Annotated in this window: 15 protein-coding genes; 7 read left to right on the top strand and 8 right to left on the bottom strand. The window is 67.5% G+C overall.

Annotation, left to right across the window (positions count from 1 at the left end; all coding sequences use genetic code 11):
- The first annotated feature begins 55 nt into the window (after positions 1-55).
- Together putA and DIE22_RS21780 are read left to right on the top strand one after the other, a co-directional pair.
- Positions 56-3,988, top strand: coding sequence for a trifunctional transcriptional regulator/proline dehydrogenase/L-glutamate gamma-semialdehyde dehydrogenase (putA, locus tag DIE22_RS21785; RefSeq protein ID WP_124606085.1), 3,933 nt, complete (start codon positions 56-58; stop codon positions 3,986-3,988).
- 84 nt (positions 3,989-4,072) lie between these two features.
- Positions 4,073-5,212, top strand: a complete 1,140-nt coding sequence (locus DIE22_RS21780; RefSeq protein ID WP_124499697.1) for a branched-chain amino acid ABC transporter substrate-binding protein — start codon at positions 4,073-4,075, stop codon at positions 5,210-5,212.
- 208 nt (positions 5,213-5,420) lie between these two features.
- Here the strand turns inward: DIE22_RS21780 and DIE22_RS21775 are convergent, their stop codons facing one another.
- The 6 genes from DIE22_RS21775 to DIE22_RS21750 form a co-directional block, all read right to left on the bottom strand.
- A complete protein-coding gene (locus DIE22_RS21775) occupies positions 5,421-5,831 on the bottom strand; it encodes a hypothetical protein (protein WP_124499698.1) in 411 nt (136 codons plus the stop codon).
- Positions 5,824-6,492, bottom strand: a complete 669-nt coding sequence (locus tag DIE22_RS21770; RefSeq protein ID WP_124499699.1) for a M35 family metallo-endopeptidase — start codon at positions 6,490-6,492, stop codon at positions 5,824-5,826. The genes DIE22_RS21775 and DIE22_RS21770 overlap by 8 nt, the downstream gene beginning before the upstream one ends.
- Positions 6,493-6,496: 4 nt before the next feature.
- The gene (locus tag DIE22_RS21765) at positions 6,497-7,042 is read right to left on the bottom strand and encodes a hypothetical protein (RefSeq protein WP_124499700.1); all 546 of its coding nucleotides are present in this window, start codon (positions 7,040-7,042) and stop codon (positions 6,497-6,499) included.
- Between the two features lie 10 nt (positions 7,043-7,052).
- The gene (locus DIE22_RS21760; protein ID WP_124499701.1) at positions 7,053-7,712 is read right to left on the bottom strand and encodes a PAAR domain-containing protein; all 660 of its coding nucleotides are present in this window, start codon (positions 7,710-7,712) and stop codon (positions 7,053-7,055) included.
- A 172-nt stretch (positions 7,713-7,884) separates the two neighbouring features.
- The gene (locus DIE22_RS21755; protein WP_124606084.1) at positions 7,885-9,393 is read right to left on the bottom strand and encodes a class I adenylate-forming enzyme family protein; all 1,509 of its coding nucleotides are present in this window, start codon (positions 9,391-9,393) and stop codon (positions 7,885-7,887) included.
- A 50-nt stretch (positions 9,394-9,443) separates the two neighbouring features.
- Positions 9,444-11,096: an acyl-CoA dehydrogenase family protein gene (locus DIE22_RS21750; RefSeq protein ID WP_124606083.1), complete on the bottom strand. Its 1,653-nt coding sequence runs from the start codon at positions 11,094-11,096 to the stop codon at positions 9,444-9,446.
- A gap of 119 nt (positions 11,097-11,215) precedes the next feature.
- On the opposite strand from DIE22_RS21750, the gene DIE22_RS21745 reads away from it, so the two are divergent.
- The 4 genes from DIE22_RS21745 (at position 11,216) to DIE22_RS21725 (ending at position 15,612) form a co-directional block, all read left to right on the top strand.
- Positions 11,216-11,884, top strand: a complete 669-nt coding sequence (locus tag DIE22_RS21745; RefSeq protein WP_124606082.1) for a TetR/AcrR family transcriptional regulator — start codon at positions 11,216-11,218, stop codon at positions 11,882-11,884.
- Between the two features lie 229 nt (positions 11,885-12,113).
- Positions 12,114-13,268 carry a pyridoxal phosphate-dependent aminotransferase gene (locus DIE22_RS21735; protein WP_124606081.1) on the top strand — a complete coding sequence of 385 codons (1,155 nt, stop codon included), beginning with the start codon at positions 12,114-12,116 and terminating at the stop codon, positions 13,266-13,268.
- A 113-nt stretch (positions 13,269-13,381) separates the two neighbouring features.
- Positions 13,382-14,170, top strand: coding sequence for an ABC transporter substrate-binding protein (locus DIE22_RS21730; RefSeq protein WP_124499706.1), 789 nt, complete (start codon positions 13,382-13,384; stop codon positions 14,168-14,170).
- Positions 14,171-14,181: 11 nt separating this feature from the next.
- A complete protein-coding gene (locus tag DIE22_RS21725; RefSeq protein ID WP_124606080.1) occupies positions 14,182-15,612 on the top strand; it encodes an FAD-binding oxidoreductase in 1,431 nt (476 codons plus the stop codon).
- Between the two features lie 26 nt (positions 15,613-15,638).
- Here DIE22_RS21725 and DIE22_RS21720 read toward each other — a convergent pair whose 3' ends face one another.
- Both DIE22_RS21720 and cadR read right to left on the bottom strand, forming a co-directional pair.
- On the bottom strand, positions 15,639-16,211 hold the full coding sequence (locus tag DIE22_RS21720; RefSeq protein ID WP_124499708.1) for a PadR family transcriptional regulator: 573 nt from the start codon (positions 16,209-16,211) through the stop codon (positions 15,639-15,641).
- Between the two features lie 68 nt (positions 16,212-16,279).
- Positions 16,280-16,711: a Cd(II)/Pb(II)-responsive transcriptional regulator gene (gene cadR / locus DIE22_RS21715; RefSeq protein ID WP_124499709.1), complete on the bottom strand. Its 432-nt coding sequence runs from the start codon at positions 16,709-16,711 to the stop codon at positions 16,280-16,282.
- 81 nt (positions 16,712-16,792) lie between these two features.
- Between cadR and DIE22_RS21710 the strand changes: the two genes are divergently transcribed.
- Complete coding sequence (locus DIE22_RS21710; protein ID WP_124606079.1) at positions 16,793-19,387, top strand: heavy metal translocating P-type ATPase; 2,595 nt, start codon at positions 16,793-16,795, stop codon at positions 19,385-19,387.
- The last annotated feature ends 9 nt before the right edge of the window (positions 19,388-19,396 follow it).

The raw sequence follows: 19,396 nt of genomic DNA, 5'->3' as shown, positions 1-19,396 counted from the left end.
TTCGCGCATCCTCTCACACCACATTGCCGGGCTCGCACCGGCGCACGAACCCACCATGGCAAGCACGACTCTCGGCGTCAAAGTCGACGACCTTCTCCGCTCGCGCCTGAAAGACGCGGCCGCGCGTCTCGAGCGCACTCCCCACTGGCTGATCAAGCAGGCGATCTTCGCGTATCTCGAGCGGATCGAGCACGGCCAGCTGCCGCCCGAGCTGTCGGGCAGCAGCGGTGTGACGGAGCTCGCCGACAGCCAGGCGGCGGATGGCGACGACGACAACTCGCCGCATCCGTTCCTCGAGTTCGCGCAGAACGTGCAGCCGCAGTCGGTGCTGCGCGCGGCGATCACGGCCGCGTATCGCCGCCCCGAGCCGGAGTGCGTGCCGTTCCTGCTGGGCCAGGCGCGCCTGCCGGCGAACCTGCAGGCCGACGCGCAGACGCTCGCGACGACGCTCGTCGAGGCGCTGCGCGAGAAGAGCTCGGGCGGCGGCGTCGAAGGGCTGATCCACGAGTTCTCGCTGTCGAGCCAGGAAGGCGTCGCGCTGATGTGCCTCGCCGAAGCGCTGCTGCGCATTCCCGATCGCGCGACGCGCGACGCGTTGATCCGCGACAAGATCAGCAAGGGCGACTGGCGCTCGCACGTCGGCCACGCGCCGTCGCTGTTCGTGAACGCGGCGACCTGGGGGCTGATGATCACCGGCAAGCTCGTGACGACCAACAGCGAAGCGGGCCTGTCGTCGGCGCTCACGCGCCTGATCGGCCGCGGCGGCGAGCCGCTGATCCGCAAGGGCGTCGACATGGCGATGCGCCTGATGGGCGAGCAGTTCGTCACCGGCGAGACGATTTCCGAAGCGCTCGCGAACAGCCGCAAGTACGAAGCGCGCGGCTTCCGCTACTCGTACGACATGCTCGGCGAAGCGGCGACGACCGAAGAGGACGCGCAGCGCTACTACGCGTCGTACGAGCAGGCGATCAACGCGATCGGCAAGGCGGCCGGCGGCCGCGGCATCTACGAAGGCCCGGGCATCTCGATCAAGCTGTCGGCACTGCACGCGCGCTACTCGCGCTCGCAGCAGGACCGCACGATGAGCGAGCTGCTGCCGCGCGTGCGCGCGCTGGCGCTGCTCGCGCGCCGCTACGACATCGGCCTGAACATCGACGCGGAAGAAGCCGACCGTCTCGAACTGTCGCTCGACCTGCTCGAGGCGCTGTGCTTCGATCCGGAGCTCGCGGGCTGGAACGGCATCGGCTTCGTCGTGCAGGGCTACCAGAAGCGCTGCCCGTTCGTGATCGACTACCTGATCGACCTCGCGCGCCGCAGCCGCCACCGCCTGATGATCCGCCTGGTCAAGGGCGCGTACTGGGACACCGAAATCAAGCGTGCGCAGGTCGACGGCCTCGAAGGCTATCCGGTCTACACGCGCAAGATCTACACGGACGTGTCGTACCTCGCGTGCGCGAAGAAGCTGCTCGCGGCGCCCGACGCCGTCTACCCGCAGTTCGCGACGCACAACGCGTACACGCTGGCCGCGATCTATCACCTGGCCGGCCAGAACTACTACCCGGGCCAGTACGAATTCCAGTGCCTGCACGGGATGGGCGAGCCGCTGTACGAGGAAGTCACGGGCCGCGACAAGCTGAACCGTCCGTGCCGCGTGTATGCGCCGGTCGGCACGCATGAAACGCTGCTCGCGTACCTCGTGCGCCGCCTGCTGGAAAACGGCGCGAACACGTCGTTCGTGAACCGCATCGCCGATAAAACCGTGTCGGTGAAGGAGCTGGTCGCCGATCCGGTCGACGAAGCGTCGAAGGTCGTGCCGCTCGGCGCGCCGCACGCGAAGATCCCGCTGCCGCGCAACCTGTACGGCGACGAGCGTCCCAACTCGATGGGCCTCGACCTGTCGAACGAACACCGTCTCGCGTCGCTGTCGTCCGCGCTGCTCGCGAGCGCGCATCATCCGTGGCGCGCGGCGCCGATGCTCGCCGACGACGCGCTCGCCGATGCCCCGGTGCGCGACGTGCGCAACCCGGCGGACCAGCGCGACGTGGTCGGCACGGTCAGCGAGGCGACGGCCGAACACGTGAGCGCGGCGCTCGCGCACGCGGTGGCTGCCGCGCCGATCTGGCAGGCGACGCCGGTTGATGCGCGCGCCGACTGCCTGGTGCGCGCGGCCGACCTGCTCGAAGCGCAGATGCACACGCTGATGGGCCTGATCGTGCGCGAAGCCGGCAAGTCGCTGCCGAACGCGATCGCCGAAATCCGCGAAGCCGTCGACTTCCTGCGCTACTACGCGGCGCAGATCCGCGACGAATTCTCGAACGACACGCACCGTCCGCTCGGCCCCGTGGTCTGCATCAGCCCGTGGAACTTCCCGCTCGCGATCTTCATGGGCCAGGTGGCAGCCGCCCTGGCGGCCGGCAACACGGTGCTCGCGAAACCGGCCGAACAGACGCCGCTGATCGCCGCGCAGGCCGTGCGCCTGCTGCGCGAGGCCGGCGTGCCGGCCGGCGCGGTGCAACTGCTGCCGGGCACCGGCGAGACCGTCGGTGCGGCGCTGGTCGCCGATCCGCGCACGCGTGCGGTGATGTTCACCGGCTCGACGGAAGTCGCGCGCCTGATCAACAAGACGCTGTCCGCGCGCCTCGACCCGGACGGCAAGCCGATCCCGCTGATCGCCGAAACGGGCGGCCAGAACGCGATGATCGTCGACTCGTCGGCGCTCGCGGAGCAGGTGGTCGCGGACGTGATGCAGTCGTCGTTCGACTCGGCCGGTCAACGCTGTTCGGCGCTGCGCGTTCTGTGTCTGCAGGACGATGTCGCGGACCGCACGCTGACGATGCTCAAGGGGGCGATGCACGAGCTGGCGCTCGGCAACCCGGACCGCCTGTCGACCGACGTCGGCCCGGTGATCGACGCCGAAGCGAAGCAGACGATCGACACGCACGTCGCGACGATGAAGGACAAGGGCCACACGGTCACGCAGCTGCCGTCGCCGGAAGCCTGTGCGCACGGCACGTTCGTGCCGCCGACGCTGGTCGAGATCGGCAGCATCGACGAGCTCAAGCGTGAAGTGTTCGGCCCCGTGCTGCACGTCGTGCGCTACCGCCGCAGCCAGCTCGACAAGCTGCTCGAGCAGATCCGCGCGACGGGCTACGGCCTGACGCTCGGGATCCATACGCGGATCGACGAGACGATCGCGCACGTGATCTCGAACGCGCACGTCGGCAACATCTACGTGAACCGCAACGTGATCGGCGCGGTGGTCGGCGTGCAGCCGTTCGGCGGCGAAGGGCTGTCGGGCACGGGCCCGAAGGCCGGCGGCGCGCTGTACCTGCAGCGCCTGCTCGCGACGCGTCCGTCGGGCCTGCCGCGTTCGCTCGCGCAGACGCTGATTCCGGATGGCGCGGTCGAAGGCGAACAGCACGGCAAGCCGGCGGCGGCGCTCACCGCGCTGCGCGACTGGCTGATCGAGCAGCGCGAGCCGGCGCTGGCCGCACGCTGCGACGGCTATCTGGCGCAGGTGCCGGCCGGTGCGACCGCGGTGCTGACCGGGCCGACGGGCGAGCGAAACACGTATACACTCGGCCCGCGCGGCACGGTGCTGTGTGTCGCGGCGACGCCGGGCGGTGCGCGCGCGCAGTTCGCGGCGGTGCTGGCGACGGGCAACCGCGCCTTGTTCGCCGGTGCGGCGGGCGAGGCGCTGGTCGCGGCGCTGCCGGCTGCGCTGAAGGCGCATGCGGCCGTGCGCAAGCAGGCCGACGCGCCGTTCGACGCGGTGCTGTTCGAAGGCGACAGCGACGAACTGCAGACGCTCGTGAAGGACGTCGCGCAGCGGCCGGGCCCGATCGTGTCGGTGCAGGGCGTGTCGGCGGGCGCGTTCGAGAACGGCGACGCGGAAGATTACGCGCTCGAGCGGCTGCTGACCGAGCGCTCGGTGAGCGTGAACACGGCCGCGGCGGGCGGCAATGCGAATTTGATGACGATCGGCTGACCATCCTTGCCGTTCGGATCAAACAAAGGAAGCGGCAAGGCGATCCCGAAGCCGCTCCATTTACCCTGGTACCAAGGAGATGCTATGCAACACACGATGAAAAAGCTGGCAGGCGCGACGTTCGTCGCTGTCATGTCGCTGGCGGGGACGGCTCATGCGGACGACGTGAAGATCGGTTACGCGGGGCCGATGACGGGCGCTCAGGCTCACTACGGCAAGGATATGCAGAACGGGATCGCGCTCGCGCTGGAAGACTTCAACGCGACCAACCCGAAGATCGGCGGCAAGCCGGTGAAGTTCGTGCTCGAGACGCAGGACGACCAGGCTGACCCGCGCACCGGCACGACGGTCGCGCAGAAGCTCGTCGACGACGGCATCAAGGGCATGCTCGGCCACTTCAACTCGGGCACGACGATCCCGGCCTCGCGCATCTACGCGAACGCCGGCATTCCGCAGATCGCGATGGCGACGGCACCGGAATATACGCAGCAGGGTTACAAGACGACCTTCCGCATGATGACGTCCGACACGCAGCAGGGCTCGGTGGCGGGCACCTTCGCGTCGAAGGATCTCGGCATGAAGAAGATCGCGATCGTCGACGACCGCACGGCCTACGGCCAGGGCCTCGCCGACCAGTTCGAGAAGGCCGCGAAGGCCGGCGGCGCGACGATCGTCGACCGTGAATTCACGAACGACAAGGCCGTCGACTTCAAGGCGATCCTGACCAAGCTGAAGGCGGCGAAGCCGGACCTCGTCTACTACGGCGGCGCGGATTCGCAGGCAGCGCCGATGGTCAAGCAGATGAAGACGCTCGGCATCACCGCACCGCTGATGAGCGGCGAAATGGTGAAGACGCCGACGTTCCTGAAGATCGCGGGCAACGCGGCCGACGGCACGATCGCATCGCTGGCAGGCCTCCCGCTGGAAGAAATGCCGGGCGGCAAGACCTATGCGGACAAGTACAAGAAGCGCTTCGGCGAGGACGTGCAGACCTACTCGCCGTATGCGTACGACGGCGCGATGGCGTTGCTCAACGCGATGAAGAAGGCTGATTCGACCGATCCGGCGAAGTACCTGCCGGTGCTCGCGAAGACCGACATGGCCGGCGTCACGTCGTCGCACGTCGCGTATGACGCGAAGGGCGACCTGAGGAACGGCGGCATCACGATGTACAAGGTCGAGAAGGGCGAGTGGAAGCCGCTGAAGAGCATCGGCGGCAAGTAAGAGCCTGATGTGACGTGGAGAGCGGGCGGCGGCGCGATGCGTCGTCCCGCGCCTCACGCAAAAAAAGCCACCGGGTCCGTCGGGTCCGGTGGTTTTTTCTTTGGTGGGACACGGCCAGCAGGGCATAGGGATCTTGCAGGCGGGGGGCAGCAGGGGCGCCGCGTGCGTATGTCGAGACCGCATCGCCATGATCGGCGGCGGTGTGACGTTACTTGCCGTCGCAGCACTTGTTAGGGCAATCGGGCAGGAAGGAAATTTCCACACGCCGCCCATTGTCCACGTCGCCATGCGAATAGACGCGGGCGCTCTTCTTGACGATGCCGCGTAAAAAGCCGAGTTGCTCCAACAGCACATACGCGGCTTGCAATCTTGATTGCGCAAGGGCCAGTGCTGTCGGTTCACTTTCCTCGGCATGACCGCTGATCAGTGTCGTTTCTTTGGTCAGGTGATTTGCATAATTGAGTTTTTGGTCGGCTACCCATTTTGCAATGCGGACGATCTCCGAATTCGATATGTACGCGCTATCTCTCGAAAAGTAGATGTCGACGTTCTCGCTGGCAATGCATGCGAATACCGGATTGGAGGTAAGAAGGCTTAGGCCAAGAATAAACTTAAGCATTGTAGATGACGTATCCCGCAATACTGTCGGCATTGTTGATTGCTTGATTCGGGCTTTCGGATCCCAACGTCAAACACTCCTCCATGAAATATCGGTGATCCTTGGTGCCCATTGTGTCGTCGAAATGACTCACCTCATGAATCAGCGTGGAAACCACGGAATCCTTTTCCCATGAGAAATCTCGCATTGTGCAAAAATCAGGATGTATTGCAATCGTATGAGTTGCGGTATCGGGTGAGCACACTGATGCTGCGACTCCCGATCTGTTTGGATTTGGCACGCATCCAATGTGTTTGAATCGCTCGCTATCCCATCGCGTGAAATTGTAGCCTGTGAGTGACTTTAGTACTCGAGCGATTGCAGTCAGGCCTGTTGATAGCGCTATGCGAGTGCCGTCATCGGTTCTGCCGAACCATTGTAATACGCGTGCCTTATCAGCATAGGACCAGCGGTGCAAATCCTCGATTCTTTTTTCGACGAGAGAAACGGCCCGATCGCGCTTACTCAAGACCATTTCTCGAAATTCCTTGTTTGTCATGTTGTGACATATTTTTTCGGTATTGATCGTTACTTCCACCATCGACCCAGGATTGGTATTGGTGACTGCGCCTGAGTGTACGAGGAACCATTCTCCGCCGTCATTCATATCAAAATTTTTCATTGCCTCAATGTTCCGTCGTATAGATTTTCAGGGTTGCCGAGGCGTCGGTGGCGATTCGATGTGTTTGCCCGGCCGCGTCCGTGGTGCCCGTGAAAATCTGGCCAGTGTCGGTAACGATTCGGTAGCGGATGTTCGCGAGCGGGTGGCGAGAGTCATCGACCAAGGTGAATTGCTCGTCGTGTACGACCGCCGATCGAGCAAATGACCGCTTGGCCGCATCAGGTTGGCGCCCAGTCAGCGTCGCAGTCTCTCCTGCAGTAAAAGTCATCCGCATGCCGCGCTCAGCGTAGAAGATCGGCGGTGGGTTGCATCCGCAGACATTGATATCCCCGCTCAATGCCCACTGTTTGCCGTTCGGGCCGGTACCTGGCCAGCGCGGCCCTTGCGGTGCGATGTACCCTTCACGCTTGCAGGCCGAACAGTAGGTCTTCATATCCAGCGTGGCGATATGAACCTTCGGCGGCGGATTGGAACAGGTCACGCTGTCGAGGCCTTCGACAATGACCGCTTCCCCGGCGCGGTCGCCTTTGGCAAGAAAGTAGCGAATCATGGGCGCTACCTCAGCGGGGCATGGACGAGCGGGTGACGACGCCAAATACAACGGACGATGCCACGCCTTGTCGCTCGGGACTATCGGTGATCGTGTCGCCGTTATCGAGTTCGCTGCCAACGAATGCGAGCGGCGCGAAGTTGGGCCCGTCGGCCAAACCCAGACCGGTCGTAACGCGCGCGGTTGAACCGTCCGGATAATGGATCAGGTCGCCCACCGTGGCAGCTTTGCCCAAGTGCGGTGCTACTTCCCATGTGCCGGACGGCTCGCGCAATGCACCGCCGCGCGCTGTTGTAGCGCCACGTACCGCTAATCTGTAGGCACGCGGCGCGGGTGGCGGCACATAGGTGGGATCGAAGAGGCCCGCAACGCTTTGCCCCTCCCGCACGTGAATGCCCCATGAGGTGCGCAGCGTTTCGGTAATGCGGTCACCGTTGCTCAACCGGCTGCCGACCAGCGCGAACGGCTTACCTCCGCTATGGTTGTTTCCCGCGCCGTCGATAATCGCGGCCTCGCTGCCGTCGTCATAGGTCACTACGTCGCCGACGCAGGCGACTTCCAATCCAGCCAAGGTCAAACCGCTGGTTGCGGTGGTGACGCGTCCACCGCGTTCCGTGAGTGCGCCAACGGTGGCGAAAAGATGGGGCGGTGCTTTGTGTTCGTTTTTCATCCGGCTTCCCTGTCTCAGTAAATGGAATGGCTGCCTAGAGACGCTATTCCAGATAAGAAACGTCGATCAATCGGACGAATATGATTCAGAGCGGGTTACTACTATTACTTGTTCCGTTCTACCTGTTGCATTGATCACGCGAGCGCGAATGCGCTAGCTCAATCGCGGATACTCAGTCCCTGCGCCCGCGCAGCAAGAACTTCTGCAGCTTGCCCGTCGGCGTGCGCGGCAGCGCCTGCACGAACGTGAATTCGCGCGGGATCTTGTACGCGGCGAGCCGCTCGCCGCAGAACGCGCGCAGCGCATCCGCATCGGGCAGCGCGTTCGCCCGCATCACGACGTGCGCGACGACCGTTTCGCCCCAGTCCGGATGCGCGACGCCGACGACGGCTGCCTCGGCGATGTCCGGGTGCGCGCCGAGCACGTCCTCCACTTCCTTCGAGTAGACGTTCTCGCCGCCCGTCACGATCATGTCCTTCAGCCGGTCGATGATGAACAGATAGCCATCCTGATCGATCCGCGCGATGTCGCCGGTGCGGTACCAGCCGTCCGGCGCGAACGCGGCGCGCGTCGCGGCCGCGTCGTCGAGATAGCCGAGCATCATGCTGTCGGCCTTCAGCCAGATCTCGCCGGTGTCGCCCGGTTGCGCGTCGACGCCGTCCATCCGCACGACCCGCAGGTCGACGCCCGGGCCGCCGTGGCGGCCGATCGAGCCGGCCTTCGCGATCTGCTCGTCCGGATACAGCGTCGTGCCGGCCGGCCCCGTTTCCGTCATCCCGTACACCTGGAAAAACGCGCGGCTGCGGTACGCGTGCGTAAGCCGTTCTGCCTGCGCGGCGCCGATCGGGCCGCCGCCGTACAGCCACGCGCGCACGCTCGACAGGTCGAATGCCGCGAAGCCGTCGACCGTGTCGAGCGGCAGCGTGTACGACACCGGCGCGCCGAAATACAGCGTCACGCGCTCGCGCTCGACGGTCTGCAGGAAGCGCTGTGGATGGTATTCGCGCAGCAGCACGACGGTGCCGCCCGCGTACAGCGTGCCGCCGAACCAGTTGTTCAGCGGCGACGAATGCCAGATCGGCATCGCCATCAGCGTGCGTTCGTTGCGGCTGATGCCGATCGCGAGCGCCGCCTGCATCGCCGCGAGCGTCACGGTGCGATGACTGTGCACGCAACCTTTCGGGCGGCCGGTCGTGCCGGACGTGTAGAGGATCTGCGCGATGTCGTCGTCGGCCGGCTCGATGCCCGCGAGGCCATCCATCGTCGCGCACATCGTGTCGAAGTCCGGCACGCCGTCGAGTTCGCCCTCGGTCACGAGCCGCCGCGCCGGATGCACGAGGCGCTCGACCACCGGCGCGAGCGCCACGTCGAACAACAGCGCGGTGCTGCCGCTGTGTTCGAGCACGTAGTCGACTTCCGGCGCCTGCAGCTTGTGGTTGATCGGCACGAACGCCGCGCCGAGGCGCCATGCGCCGAACATCAGGTCGACGAAGGCCGGCGTGTTGAAGCACATCGCGGCGACGCGATCGCCGGCCGCGACGCCGAGCGCGCTCTGCACGGCCGCCGCGCGGTGCGAACGCTCGCGCGCGGCCGCATACGTGATCGTCGCGGATTCGCTGACGAGGAACGGCTTGTCGGGCGTCGCACGAGCGGCGCGGTCGAGGGCGGCGACGAGGTTCATCGAGGCTCCGGGCAGGCGAACGAACGTGAATTCGGGTGAACGGGCCGGCGTCAGGCCGGGTACGCGCGCTGCAGCAACGCAGCGACGTCGAGCGCATGCGGATCGAAGCCGCCCGCGATGCGGCCCCAGTCGGGCGCGGCGAGCCGCGTCGCGACGAACGCGTCGGCGACGGCCGCGGGTGCGTCGCGCCGCAGCAGGCAGGCCTGCGCGACGAGCGCGAGCCGCTGCGCGAACATGCGCGCGGAGGCCTCGAGCGTGTCGGCCGGCGCCGCGAGCATCGCGCGCAGCGCATCGAGCGCTGCGCGGATGCGCGGCTCGCCCGCGCCGAGGTCGGCCAGCTCGGCGAAGAGCGCCGCGGCCGCGTCGGGCTCACGCGACACCGCGCGCAGCACGTCGAGGCACATCACGTTGCCCGAGCCTTCCCAGATCGAGTTGACCGGCGCTTCGCGGAACAGCCGCGCGATCGGGCCGTCGTCGACGTAGCCGTTGCCGCCGAATACCTCCATCACCTCGCCGGTCAGTTCGACCGCGCGCTTGCAGACCCAGAATTTCGCGGCGGGCGTGACGATCCGCTTCCACGCGCGTTCGCGCGGCGAGTCGTCGCGCTCGAACGCGTCCGCCAGGCGCATCGCGAGCGCGAGCGCGGCCTCGCTTTCGAGCGCGAGATCGGCGAGCACGGTGCGCATCAGCGGCTGCTCGGCGAGCGCGCGGCCGAACGCGTGGCGCTGGCGCGTGTACGCGATCGCCTGCACGACGCCCTGGCGCAGCATCGCCGCGCTGCCGAGCACGCAGCTCAGTCGCGTGTAGGTGGCCATCTCGATGATGGTCGGAATCCCGCGGCCTTCGTCGCCGAGCATGATCCCCCATGCATCGTTCAGCTCGATCTCGCTGCTCGAGTTGCTGCGGTTGCCGACCTTGTCCTTCAGCCGCTGGATCTCGACCGCGTTCTTCGTGCCGCCGGGCCGCCAGCGCGGCACGTAGAAGCACGACGGGCTGCCGGCCTCGGTGCGCGCGACGACCAGGTGCGCATCGCACATCGGCGCGGAGAAGAACCACTTGTGGCCGCGCAGCCGGTATTCGCCGCCGCGCCCGCCCGCGCCGGCCGCGGTCGCGAGCGTCGTGTTCGCGCGCACGTCGGAGCCGCCCTGTTTCTCGGTCATCCCCATGCCGAACCAGATGGAGCGCTTCTCGGCGACCGGCACGTCGCGCGGATCGTAGTCGTCGCTGTACAGCTTGTCGCGCAGCAGGCCCCACAGCGCGGGTTCCTTCTGCAGCACCGGAATCGCGGCCTGCGTCATCGTCGCCGGGCACAGGGTGCCGGCCTCGATCTGGCCGTGCAGGTAGAAGCCGGCCGCGCTCGCGGCCCAGCGGCCGGGGCGCGTGTCGCGGAACGCGAGCGACACGAAGCCCTCGTTGCGGTACATGCCGAGCAGCGTGTGCCACGCCGGATGGAAGTCGACGCGGTCGATGCGCCGGCCGCGCCGGTCGAACGCGTTCAGCTCCGGCGTGTGGCGGTTCGCTGCGTCGGCGAGCTGTGCGGTGTCGGCGCTGCCGAGCCGCGCGCCGTACGCGTCGAGCCGCGGCACGGCCCAGTCTGCGCCCGCGCGGGCGAGTGCCTCGCGCAGCGCGACGTCGGTGGCGAAGAGGTTATAGTCGACCAGTTCGTCGAACTGGTTCGTGACGGCGTGGGTCGATTCGGTCATCGGGCTGTCTCCGGTCTCATCCTTCGCGGTCTGCCGGGCGGGTGTCGTACCGCTGGCGTTTGCGCGCCTGCGCCGGCTTCCGGTCAAACGTGTTTCCGCTGAATTCCAGAGTAGCAAATATGCCGCCGCGACATGTTCAGGTTCCGGCGCCGCCCGGCCAGCCGGCGGCGCAACCCGCGCCCGCGTTGCGCCGCCGGCCGCGCCAGTCGCGCGCGCAGGCCACGTCCGATGCGCTCCAGCAGGCGTTCGTTCAGCTTTTGCTCGAGCGCGGCTACGCGAAGGCGACGATCCGCGAGATCGCGGCCGTCGCGGGCGTGAGCATCGGCACCTTCTACGAATATTTCGGCGACAAGCAGAGCCTCGCCGCGCTGTGCATCCACCGGCGCGTGCTGGCGCTGGCCGACCGGCTGCGCGATGCGGCGCACGGGCTGCGCGGCGAGCCGCGCGCAGAGCTCGCGGCCGCGCTCGTCGACCTGCAGGTCGATGCGATCGGCGCGGACGCCGCGCTGTGGAGCGCGTTCTTCGCGCTGGAGCGGCAGGTGTCGCCGCTCGCCGCGTACCGCCGGCATTACGACGCGTATGTCGCGCTGTGGCGCGACGCCTTCGCGCAGGCCGCCGATCCGCCGCCGGCCGCGCGGCTCGACGGGATCGCACGGATGGCACATGCGGTCTGCTACGGCGGTGTGTCGCAGGCGCTGCTGACGATCGGGCCCGCACTCGATTTCGCCGAATTGCGCGGCGAGCTGCAGGCTGTGCTGCGCGCGTATCTGGCGACAGCGGGCGTGTAATGCCCGCTGCGGTCCCACGGCCCCAGGGGGAAATGCCTGATTCGCATGCGCGGCCGGCGGCATCGACTGGGTTTCGCGCCCTTCGGATACCGAGCCATGAGAAAAATGCATGGCCGCCATGACGAACTTTCGATTGTCCGCCGATATTGGCTCGGGCTAAATCATGCGGCATGAGGCCGGCTACGCGCGTCGCGCGTGGCCGGCCCGAAGGACATCAGAAGGAGGAGTCATGCGAAGCGCCACCACGCCCCGTTCGAAACTGCCGGACGTCGGGACGACGATCTTCACGGTGATCGGCCAGCTTGCCGCACAGCACGATGCGCTGAACCTGTCGCAGGGCGCACCGAATTTCGCGCCGGATCCGGCGCTGGTCGAGGGCGTCGCGCGTGCGATGCGCGACGGCCACAACCAGTACGCGCCGATGGCCGGGATCACGTCGCTGCGCGAGCGGCTCGCGGAGAAGACCGAGGCGCTGTACGGCACGCGCTACGACCCGGGCACCGAAATCACGGTGATCGCGAGCGCGAGCGAAGGGCTTTACGCGGCGATCAGCGCGCTCGTGCATCCGGGCGACGAGGTGATCTATTTCGAGCCGTCGTTCGACAGCTATGCGCCGATCGTGCGGATGCAGGGCGCGACGCCGGTCGCGATCAAACTGTCGCCCGAGCATTTCCGCGTGAACTGGGATGAAGTGGCCGCGGCGATCACGTCGCGCACGCGGATGATCATCGTGAACACGCCGCACAACCCGACCGCGACCGTGTTCTCGGCCGACGATCTCGAACGGCTCGCGCAGCTCACGCGCAATACGGACATCGTGGTCCTGTCGGACGAGGTCTACGAGCACGTCGTGTTCGACGGCGCGCAGCACCAGAGCGTCGCGCGTCATTGCGAGCTGGCCGAGCGCAGCGTGGTCGTGTCGTCGTTCGGCAAGTCGTTCCACGTGACGGGCTGGCGGGTCGGCCATTGCATCGCGCCGGCCGAACTGATGGACGAGATCCGCAAGGTGCACCAGTTCATGGTGTTCTCGGCCGATACGCCGATGCAGGTCGCGTTCGCCGAGATCCTCGCGCGGCCGGAAAGCTATCTCGGCCTGTCGGCGTTCTACCAGGCCAAGCGCGACCTGCTCGCGCGCGAGCTGGCCGATTCGCGCTTCGAGCTGCTGCCGAGCGAAGGCTCGTTCTTCATGCTCGCGCGGTTCCGGCACTTCTCCGACGAGCGCGACAGCGACTTCGTGCTGCGCCTGATCCGCGATGCGCGCGTCGCGACGATTCCGCTGTCGGCGTTCTACACCGACGGCACCGACGCGGGCGTGATCCGCCTCAGTTTCTCGAAGGACGACGCGACGCTGATCGAGGGCGCGCGGCGGTTGCGTTCGCTGTAATCGCGGGCGCGGCCCGCACCCAAGCCGGCGACGTATACGTCGCACCGAAAGCCACGGATGGACCGGAAGCACGTGCCGAAGCACGGCGCCGGCCGACAAGCCAGGAGATCACGATGAAGCATGCACACACCCTGAAACTCGCGTTCGCACTCGCGTGCTCGCTCGGCTGCGGCGCGGCGTTCGCCGACGGCCAGGCGCTGCGTTTCGGCCTCGAGGCGCAATACCCGCCGTTCGAGTCGAAGGCGCCGAACGGCGACCTGCAGGGCTTCGACATCGATGTCGGCAACGCCGTCTGCCAGACCGCGAAGCTGTCGTGCAAGTGGGTCGAGACGTCGTTCGACGGGCTGATTCCCGCGCTGAAGGGCCGCAAGTTCGACGCGATCAACTCGGCGATGAATGCAACCGAACAGCGGCGCCAGGCGATCGATTTCACGACGATCATCTACCGCGTGCCGACGCAGCTGATCGCGCGCACCGGCAGCGGCCTGCTGCCGACGCCGGAATCGCTGAAGGGCAAGCGCGTCGGCGTGCTGCAGGCGTCGATCCAGGAAACCTATGCGAAGGCGCACTGGGAGCCGGCCGGCGTGTCGGTCGTCGCGTATCAGGACCAGAACCAGGTCTATGCGGATCTCGTGGCAGGCCGTCTCGACGCGACGCTGGTGCTCGCGCCGGCCGGCCAGCGCGGCTTCCTGTCGCGTGCGGACGGCAAGGGTTTCGCGTTCGTCGGACAGCCGGTGCGTGACGACCGGATTCTCGGTAGCGGCATCGCGTTCGGCCTGCGCAAGGGCGACGACGCGCTGAAGGCGAAACTCGATGCGGCGATCGACAAGCTGAAGGCGGACGGCACGGTGAAGTCGCTCGGCCAGAAGTACTTCGGCGATATCGACATTTCCACGAAGTGAGCGGGCGCACGATGCAGAGCCTGGAGGCGGCCGGCGCGAAAGGCGGCCACGGTGCCGCGCCGCCGGCGGACGACGTGCTCGAGGCGGCGCTCGTCGCCGGGTTGGGCGACACGCTCGTCACGCGGTCGGCCGAAATCGATCCGCGCTACTTCACCGCGTACAATGAGCCGGCCGGCGTGCGCCCGCGCGCGCTGGTGCGGCCTCGCAGCGTCGACGACGTGTCGCGCACGCTCGCGCTGTGCACGCGGCTCGGGCAGCCGGTCGTGCCGCAGGGCGGCCTGACGGGGCTCGCGCGCGGCGCGGTCGCGCTGGGCGGCGAGATCGTGCTGTCGATGGAGCGTTTCGCCGGCGTCGAGGCGATCGACGCCGCGGCGGGCACGATGACGGTACGCGCCGGGACGCCGCTGCAGACGGTGCAGGAGGCAGCGGACGAGGCCGGCTTCACGTTCGGTGTCGATCTCGGCGCGCGCGGTTCGTGCCAGATCGGCGGCATGCTCGCGACCAACGCGGGCGGAACGCGTGCGATCCGCTACGGAATGATGCGCGAACAGGTGCTCGGGCTCGAGGCCGTGCTCGCCGACGGCACGGTCGTGTCGTCGATGAACCGGATGCTGAAGAACAACGCGGGCTACGACCTGAAGCAACTGTTCATCGGCAGCGAAGGGACGCTCGGCGTCGTCACGCGCGCCGTGCTGCGGCTGCATCCGAAGCTCGCCGCGCCAGCCACCGCGCTCTGCCGGGTGCATGGCTACGATGCCGTCGTCGGGTTGTGGAACCGCATGCGCGCGTTACCGGAGATCGTCAGCTTCGAAGCGATGTGGCCGGCGTTCTACGACTACGTGGCGCATCACACGTCCGGCGTCGTCGCGCCGTTTCCGGGCGACGGCGGCTTCGCGGTGCTGATCGAATGTGCGACGAGCGCACCGGGCGGCGATGCGCATCAGGCGCTCGAAACCGGCCTGGCGGATGCGATCGACGCAGGGCTCGTCGACGATGCGGCGCTGGCGACATCGGAGCGGCAGGCGCGCGACCTGTGGACATTGCGCGAAGGTCTCGCGATCGATGCGCTGCCGCATCTGGTGAACTTCGACGTCAGCCTGCCGACGGGCGAACTGGGGCGGTTCGCCGAACGCTGCGAAGCGGCATTGCGTGCGCTCTGGCCCGATATCGTATGCCTGTTCTTCGGCCACGTCGGTGATGGCAACGTGCACATCGGCGTGTCGCTTGCCGGCATGCGCGACGCGGATGCCGATGCGATCGATCGGTGCGTCTACGCGGTCGTGCGGGACATGGGCGGCTCCGTGTCGGCGGAGCACGGCATCGGCATGCTCAAGCGTGCGTATCTCGCACACACGCGCAGCGAAGCCGAAATCGGCCTGATGCGCCGCCTGAAAGCCGCGCTCGACCCTGCTGGCGTGCTCAATCCCGGCAAGGTGCTCTGATCGGCGCGAGCCGATGGCGATGCGCGTCAGCCGTCGACCCAGCGCAACGCGCCGATCTTCAGGTGTTCGACGACGCTGCGCGCCCAGTCGAGCTCCGCGTTGAGCAGCACGAGCGCGTGCTCGTTCTGCAGCAGGAACAGGCGCGGCACCTGGTCGTTCTGCGCGGCGTTGCGCAGCGACTCGAGGCGTTCGCGTTCGGCTTCGAGCGCGGCGATGCGGCGCTCGAGCTGGTGACGCGCATCGTCGGCATCGAGCAGCGGCAGGAATGCGAGGCCGGCGCCGAACGCCGGAAACTCGCGCGCGGGCTCCGCGAGCAGCGCATGCAGCCACGCCTGGCCGGCCGTATGCCCGGCCTCGGTCAGCGTGTACAGCGTGCGCTCGGGAAACGCGCCGTCGCGCTCGGTGTCGTGCACGGCGATCAGCCCGTCGCGCAGCAGCCGGTCGATCGTCTGGTAGAGGCTCGTGCGTTGCCGCACGTTGACGACTTCGTCGTAGCCGCGCGCCTTCAATTGCTGCAGCATTCCGTACGGATGCATCGGCGTTTCGGTGAGCGTCGCGAGGACGGCGAGCGCGAGCGGAGACGGGCGACTCAATGACATGAATAGTTCGTTTATATCTAGTAATACTCTAACTAGTATTGACTAGACTATCATATTTCACAAGGGTTTCAGCCGAGGTGCGAGCGCTTTGCGGCCGGCGCGACGGTTTCCATCGTCGCGAGTCCATGCACGATTCCGCACTCCTCGACCGAATGTTCGCCGACGCACTGGCGGCGCAATTCGGTGAGCTGGTCGCGCAGATGCGTCAGTTCGGCGAGGCGTGCGTCGACGTGGCCGATGTGCTCGTCGAGGAGCGCGTTGATCGAATCGCACGGGTCGGCCGGCGTGTCGGTGAGCTGCAGCAGCGCGCGGATTTCGTCGTGCGCCATGTCGAGCGCGCGGCAGTTGCGGATGAAGCGCAGCCGTTCGACGTGCACGTCGGTGTAGTTGCGGTAGTTCGAATCGGTGCGCTCCGCATCCGGCATCAAGCCCTCCTTCTCGTAGAAGCGGATCGTTTCGGGCGTGCAGCGGGCCGCCTTGGCCAGTTCGCCGATCTTCATGGCTTTCTCCGTTGCAAGGGTTGACCTTGTAGTGGCTTCAGGGTGTTAACTCTACACCGTCCAGCCATAGAGGAGGTTGTCATGACCGACGCCCAGCGTACCCACGACCCACGACACCGTCATGCAGGCGGCGCCGATGCATGCCGCACCGATGCATGCCGCGCCGACGCGCGCGCCACGCAGGCGGCGACCGTTGCCGACACGGCGCCGGCGGCCGGCGAGCACGCGCACGGCGACGCGGCAGCGCACGGCGCGCAGTCGCGTGGATGTGGCCATGACCACGATCACGCGTCCGCGCACGGCACGGGGCACGATCACGACCACGGCGACCATGCCGGCCACGCGCACGGCGACGGGCATGGGCACGGCGCGGCGTGCTCGCACGACCACGCGGCGCATGACCATGCTGGTCACGACCACGACCACGACCACGACCACGACCACGACCACGACCACGACCACGCGGCCGGCGACTGCTGCGCGCCGGCCGCGCTGACGCTCGCGCCGCTGCCGGTCGCGCGGGCGACCGCATCGGGCCACGTGCGCTCCGCATTCCGGATCATGCAGATGGACTGCCCGACCGAGGAAACGCTGATCCGCAAGAAGCTCGGCGGGATGCAGCAGGTGTCGGCGCTCGAATTCAACCTGATGCAGCGGATGCTGACCGTCGACCACGTGCAGGGCGCGCAGCCGGCGATCGAAAGCGCGATCCGCACGCTCGGGATGACGCCGGAGGCCGCGTCGGCCGATGCGCCGGCGGCACCCGTCGCGCCGTCGCCCGCGAAGCCGTGGTGGCCGCTCGCGCTGGCCGGCGTCGCCGCGATCGCATCCGAGGCCGCGAGCTGGGCCGGCCTGCCGGTGTGGCTCGCGGCCGTGCTGGCGCTCGCGGCGGTGCTCGCGTGCGGGCTGACCACCTACAAGAAGGGCTGGATCGCGATTCGCAACGGCAACCTGAACATCAACGCGCTGATGAGCATCGCGGTGACGGGCGCGATGGCGATCGGCCAGTGGCCGGAAGCCGCGATGGTGATGGTGCTGTTCACGATCGCCGAGCTGATCGAGGCGAAGTCGCTCGATCGCGCGCGCAACGCGATCCAGGGCCTGATGCAGCTCGCGCCGGACACCGCGACCGTGCAGGACGCCGACGGCACGTGGCGCACGATCGAGGCCGCGCAGGTCGCGCTCGGCGCGCTCGTGCGCGTGAAGCCGGGCGAGCGGATCGGGCTGGACGGCGAAGTCGTCGCGGGCCGCTCGACGGTGAACCAGGCGCCGATCACCGGCGAGAGCCTGCCGGTCGACAAGACGGCCGGCGATGCGGTGTACGCGGGCACGATCAACGAAGCGGGGTCGTTCGACTATCGCGTGACGGCGGTTGCCGCCAACTCGACGCTCGCGCGGATCATCCACGCGGTCGAGGAAGCGCAGGGCGCGAAGGCGCCGACGCAGCGTTTCGTCGACCAGTTCGCGCGCATCTATACGCCGATCGTGTTCGCCGTCGCGCTGCTGGTCGCGGTCGTGCCGCCGCTCGTGCTGGGCGGCGCGTGGCACGACTGGATCTACCGCGCGCTGGTGCTGCTCGTGATCGCCTGCCCGTGCGCACTGGTGATCTCGACGCCGGTGACGATCGTGTCGGGGCTCGCGGCCGCGGCGCGGCGCGGAATTCTCGTGAAGGGCGGCGTGTATCTGGAAGAAGGCCGCAAGCTCGCGTGGCTCGCGCTCGACAAGACCGGCACGATCACGCACGGCAAGCCGGTGCAGACCGATTTCGACCTGCATGCGACGGACGTCGATGCCGCACGCGTGCGGCACCTCGGCGCAAGCCTCGCGGCGCGCTCCGATCATCCGGTGTCGCAGGCGATCGCCGCGGCGGCCCGCGACGCCGGCACGACGGCATTCGCCGATGTGCAGGACTTCGAAGCGATCCTCGGGCGCGGCGTGCGCGGCACGATCGACGGCACACACTACTGGCTCGGCAACCACCGGCTCGTCGAGGAGCTCGAACGCTGCTCGCCGGTGCTGGAGGCGAAGCTCGACGCACTCGAGCGGCAGGGCAAGAGCGTCGTGATGCTGGTCGACGACACGCGCGTGCTCGGCATCTTCGCGGTGGCCGACACGATCAAGGACACCAGCCGCGCGGCGATCGCCGACCTGCACGCGCTCGGCATCCGCACCGCGATGCTGACCGGCGACAACCCGCACACCGCGCAGGCGATCGCGCGGCAGGCCGGCATCGACGATGCGCGCGGCAACCAGTTGCCCGAGGACAAGCTCGCGGCGGTCGAGGAGTTGTCGGCCGGTGGCGCGGGCGCGGTCGGGATGGTCGGCGACGGGATCAACGACGCCCCGGCACTCGCGCGCGCCGATATCGGCTTCGCGATGGGCGCGATGGGCACCGATACCGCGATCGAGACGGCCGACGTCGCGCTGATGGACGACGACCTGCGCAAGATCCCCGCGTTCGTGCGGCTGTCGCGCGCGACGCATCGCGTGCTGGTGCAGAACATCGGTTTCGCGCTCGGCGTGAAGGTCGTGTTCCTCGGCCTCACGGTCGCGGGGCTCGGCACGATGTGGATGGCCGTGTTCGCCGACGCGGGCGCGAGCCTGATCGTCGTCGGCAACGGGTTGCGGCTGCTGTCGAAGGCGGGCGTGTTCGACGGGGCGACGTCGAAGCGATGAGGAGCGGGC

This window comes from Burkholderia sp. Bp9142 (assembly GCF_003853415.1).
Lineage (GTDB): Bacteria > Pseudomonadota > Gammaproteobacteria > Burkholderiales > Burkholderiaceae > Burkholderia.
This window is presented reverse-complemented; position numbering and strand designations above follow the sequence as displayed.